The organism is Allobosea sp. TAB14, assembly GCF_052113865.1.
In the GTDB taxonomy this organism is placed as follows: Bacteria; Pseudomonadota; Alphaproteobacteria; order Rhizobiales; family Beijerinckiaceae; genus Allobosea; species Allobosea spartocytisi.
The window spans coordinates 1-4433 of record NZ_JBFRDQ010000272.1; the positions used below are offsets into that span (position 1 = coordinate 1).

A 4433-nucleotide genomic window follows, 5' to 3' on the forward strand; every position below is an offset into this window, starting at 1 on the left:
CTTCGACGCCGGACGATCCTTCGCGCGCCATCGCCTCGGGCATCGTCGAGATGTTGGAGCTCAACGCGGTCTCGCCGGACGATGTCGGCTATGTCGGCCATGGCACGACCGTCGCCACGAACATGGTGATCGAGCGGCGCGGCGTGCCGACCGGGCTCCTGACCACCCGGGGTTTCCGCGACGTCCTGGCCATCGGGCGCCAAACCCGGCCCTCGCTCTTCGACTGGTCGGTGCGCAAGCCCGAGGAGCTGGTCGAGCGGCATCTCCGGGTCGAGGTCGAGGAGCGCCTCGACAAGACGGGAACGCCGCTGACCGCGCCCGATCTCGAGGCGGTGGAGACACTCGTCGTCCAGTTGCGGGACAGCGGCGTGAAGGCCATCGCCGTCGGCTTTCTGCATTCCTACCGCAACCCCGCGCATGAGCGCGCGGTCCGCGACCTGATCGCGCGCGTCGCACCCGATCTCTATGTCAGCATCTCCTCCGAGGTCGTCGCCGAGTTTCGCGAATATGAGCGCTTCTCGACCACGGTCCTGAACGCCTATGTCGGCCCGCGCACCCAGAAATACCTGCATCGGCTGCGCGAGAAGATCGCGGCCTGCGGCATCCGCGTCGAGCCGCTGACCTTCCATTCCAATGGCGGGCTCCTGCCGGTGCAGACCGTCGAGGAATTGCCGGTGCTCACCTGCCTGTCGGGGCCGGCGGCAGGCGTGATCGGCTCGGCCCGGATCGGCGCCGAGATCGGCGAGAGCGAGATCATCACCTTCGATGTCGGCGGCACCAGCACCGACGTCTCGCTGATCACCGGCGGCCGGGCGCAGTTCACCTCGAGCCGGCTGGTCGCCGGCCACCCGGTGCGGATGCCGATGGTCGACATCCATGTCATCGGCGCCGGCGGCGGCAGCATCGCGCGGCTGGACGATGCCGGGGCGTTGAAGGTCGGGCCGATGAGCGCGGGCGCCATGCCGGGGCCGATCTCCTATCTGCGTGGGGGCACCGAGGTCACGCTGACCGACGCCAATATCGTGCTCGGCCGGCTGAACCCGGTGGCCCTGCTCGAAGGGCGGATGAAGGTCGATCGCGGTCTCGCCTATGCGGCGATCCGCAGCCAGATCGCCGACCCGCTCGGCCTCTCGGTCGAGGAAGCCGCCTACGGCATCGTCAGCATCGCCACCGCGAATATGAGCCGGGCGATCCGCTCCGTCTCGATCGAGCACGGGCATGATCTCGGCGCCTTCACGCTCTTCGCTTTCGGCGGCGCCGGCCCCTTGCATGCCGCCGACGTCGCGGAGGAATGCGGCCTCGACAAGATCGTCGTTCCGCAGGAGCCCGGCACGCTTTGCGCGCGCGGCGTCCTGCTCTCCGATCTCAGCCGCGACTATGTGCGCACGGCCCTGATCCGCGTGAGTTCGGAGAGCTGGGCCGACCTCGTCGCGCTCGGCGCCGAACTGTCCGAGGCCGGCCGCGCCTGGCTGGCGACGGAGGCGATCCCGCATTCCGGCCAGGAGCTGCTCTTCACGCTCGATGCGCGCTATCGCGGCCAGAGCCACTACATCCCCGTGCCGCTCGACGATCTGCGGAGCGACCTGCTCGACGATTTCGTCGGCCGGTTCCACCGCGCCCATGCCGACCAGTTCGGCTACAGCCTGGACGGGCGCGACATCGAGGTGGTCAATGTCCGGCTCAAGGCGGTCTGCCATGTCAGAAAGGGCGAAAGCGCGGCGCCAGCGACCGGCACCTCGCTCGACGCCGCGCGGATCGAGACGCGCCAAGTCTATTTCGGTCCTGATCGCGGCTGGGTCGAGACGCCGATCTACCGGCGCGCGCTCCTGCCCGCCGGCACGCCGTTCGCGGGACCGGCGATCGTCGAGGAGATGAGCGGCACGACGGTCATCCTCCCCAGCCAGAGAGCCGAGGTCGACGGCCTCGGCAATATCCATATCGCGCTCGAGCGTTGAGGATCCGACCATGCCGATGCCCGTCAAAGCCGCCCCGTCGATCGCGGGTTTCGATGCGATCGCGATGGAGGTCTTCGCCAATCGCCTGCTCTCGATCACCGAGACCATGGCGATCAACATGATGCGCTCGTCCTTCTCGGCGCAGATCAAGGAACGCCGCGACTTCTCCGTCGGGCTGTTCGACGGGCAGGGCCGGCTGGTCGCACAGGGGACGCATATCCCGGTCCATCTCGGCTCGCTGATGGGCGTCGTCGAAGCCTTGCTGGCGCGCTATCCGCGCGCCGAAATCCGCCCGGGCGACGCCTTCATCTCGAACGACCCCTACGCGGCCGGCGGCACGCATCTCCCCGACATCGCCATCGCGACGCCGGTGTTCCACGGCGAGGAGCTGATCGCCTTCGTGGTCAATATCGGCCACCATACCGATGTCGGCGGCGCCGTGCCCGGCTCGGTCTCGCCGACGGCGCGCTCGATCTTCGAGGAGGGCCTGCGCATCCCGGCGATGCGGGTCAGCCGCCAGGGCGAGGTCGACGAGGACCTCCTCAATCTGATCGYGCTGAATTCGCGCCTGCCGGAGGAGCGCCTGCTCGATCTGCGCGTCCAGGTCGCCACCAATGAGCGCGGCTGCGACGCCGCGCTGGAACTGGTGCGCCGCATGGGCGTCGACGGTTTCAAGGCGCGCATCCGCGACCTGCTCGCCTATACCAAGCGGCGGCTGGACCTGCGCATCGCCGGCCTCGCGGAAGGCCCGCCCAGCCGCTTCACCGCCTGGCTCGACGATGACGGCCTGCCCGATGGCGAGATGGTGCCGCTTTGCGCCGCCGTCAGCGTCGAGAACGGCAAGCTGGTGATCGACTTCGCCGGCAGCGGGCCGGAGGCGCGCGGAGCGATCAACATCGCCCCGAACGCCCTGCGGGCCACGGCCTATTACTGCGTCAAGGCGCTGCTCGATCCCGAGCTGATGGCGAATTCCGGCATGATGGATTCGATCGTCCTGCGCGCGCCGGAAGGCAGCATCGTCAATCCGCGCTCGCCCGCCCCGGTGGGCTCGCGCACCATCGCCTGCCAGCGCCTGGCCGGCGCGATCTTCGGCGCCTTCCAGCCGCTGGTGGATCCCGCCACGCGCATCGCCTCGGCCTATGACGTGCTGCCCTCCTTCAGCGTCTCCGGCCACCGCCCCGAGAACGGCAGCTTCTACATCTGCGGCGAGACGGTCGGCGGCGGCGGCGGCGCGCGCTGCGACGGCGACGGCATGGATGGAATCCATGTCCATGTCACCAACTCGCTCAACCTCCCCACCGAGGCGCTGGAGAACGAATTCCCGCTCCATGTCGAGGAATACGCCTTCGTCCGGGACTCGGCCGGCTGCGGCCGGTGGCGTGGCGGCATGGGTATCGCCCGCACCGTACGCGCCCTGCACGACAGGACGAATCTCGAAGCCCGCTCCGACCGGCACAAGGCCGGAGCGCCCGGCGCGGAAGGCGGCCTGACCGGCGGAAAGGGCCGCGTCACCCGCAACCCCGGAACCGGGCGCGAGCAGGCGCTGCCCTCGAAGATCGCCCAGCTTCTCGTCGATGCCGGCGAGACCATTCGCATCGCGACGCCCGGCGGCGGCGGCTTCGGCGATCCGGCGCAGCGGCCGGCCGCCCTGATCGCGACCGATCTGCTCAACGAGATCATGACCGAGGACCACGCCCGCGCCGGATATGGCGACGCGCTGGTCGATGCCGCGCTGGCGCTGCTCAGGGACGGGCGGAGGCGCTCGGCGGCCTAGATCGCGACAGGGATCGAAGCCAGCGCACCCCTGCGACAATCGACGGGGGTTGAATCGATCCGGCGCAGGCGGCCTAATCGCCGGCCCTAACGGCAAGGAGGAATCCAATGCGACTGGCGCTCGCCATCATCACCTTGGCTCTGACCGGCTGCAACAGCACGCCCCAGTCCGATCACCCCGCCCGCGACCTCACCGTGGGAACCGCCCAGTGCTCGAAGTTCAAATGGGGCACCTCCGAGATGGCGCAGTGCCTCGACAATGCCGCCAGAAGCCAGTCCGCCACCAGCCGCACCGGCGGGACCGACAACAGCGGCTGAAGGCGTTTGCCGCGCTCCGGGAAGCCCCGCCCTCGCCCCTCCACGCGGCGCCGAGCGCCCTGGCGTCGCATCATGGCAGATGAACGAAGGCGAACGATTTCGTTCAGCCTGCGTTCCAATACCAAGGGCTTTAATGCCCAACAGCAGAAAGGGAGATTCCCATGCGTCGGTATTCAGTTTTGGCAGCGGCCATCCTTGGCGCCGCTTCGGTCATGGCGGTGGCGCCGATAGCTCGGGCAGGCGAAGCGCTGCCGCAGGTCCTGGCCCAGCAGCTCGACCGGCAGCCGCTTCACTTCGCGATGACCGAGGCGAAGCGCGAGCGGTTGATGATCATGCAGGAGACCATGGCGCGCCAGCGCTATTATGGCCGTGGCGACGGCTATGGCT

General features: G+C 68.9%; 4 protein-coding genes. All 4 read left to right on the plus strand.

Annotation, left to right across the window (positions count from 1 at the left end):
• On the plus strand, window positions 1-1955 hold a 1955-nt coding region (locus AB4Y99_RS26010; RefSeq protein WP_441525359.1), incomplete at its 5' end, for a hydantoinase/oxoprolinase family protein.
• 10 nt (window positions 1956-1965) lie between these two features.
• Window positions 1966-3729, plus strand: a complete 1764-nt coding sequence (locus AB4Y99_RS26015; RefSeq protein WP_441525360.1) for a hydantoinase B/oxoprolinase family protein — start codon at window positions 1966-1968, stop codon at window positions 3727-3729.
• 107 nt (window positions 3730-3836) lie between these two features.
• On the plus strand, window positions 3837-4046 hold the full coding sequence (locus AB4Y99_RS26020; protein ID WP_112764930.1) for a hypothetical protein: 210 nt from the start codon (window positions 3837-3839) through the stop codon (window positions 4044-4046).
• A 161-nt stretch (window positions 4047-4207) separates the two neighbouring features.
• Window positions 4208-4433, plus strand: a 226-nt coding sequence (locus AB4Y99_RS26025; protein WP_441525361.1) for a hypothetical protein, incomplete at its 3' end; no start/stop codon positions are given.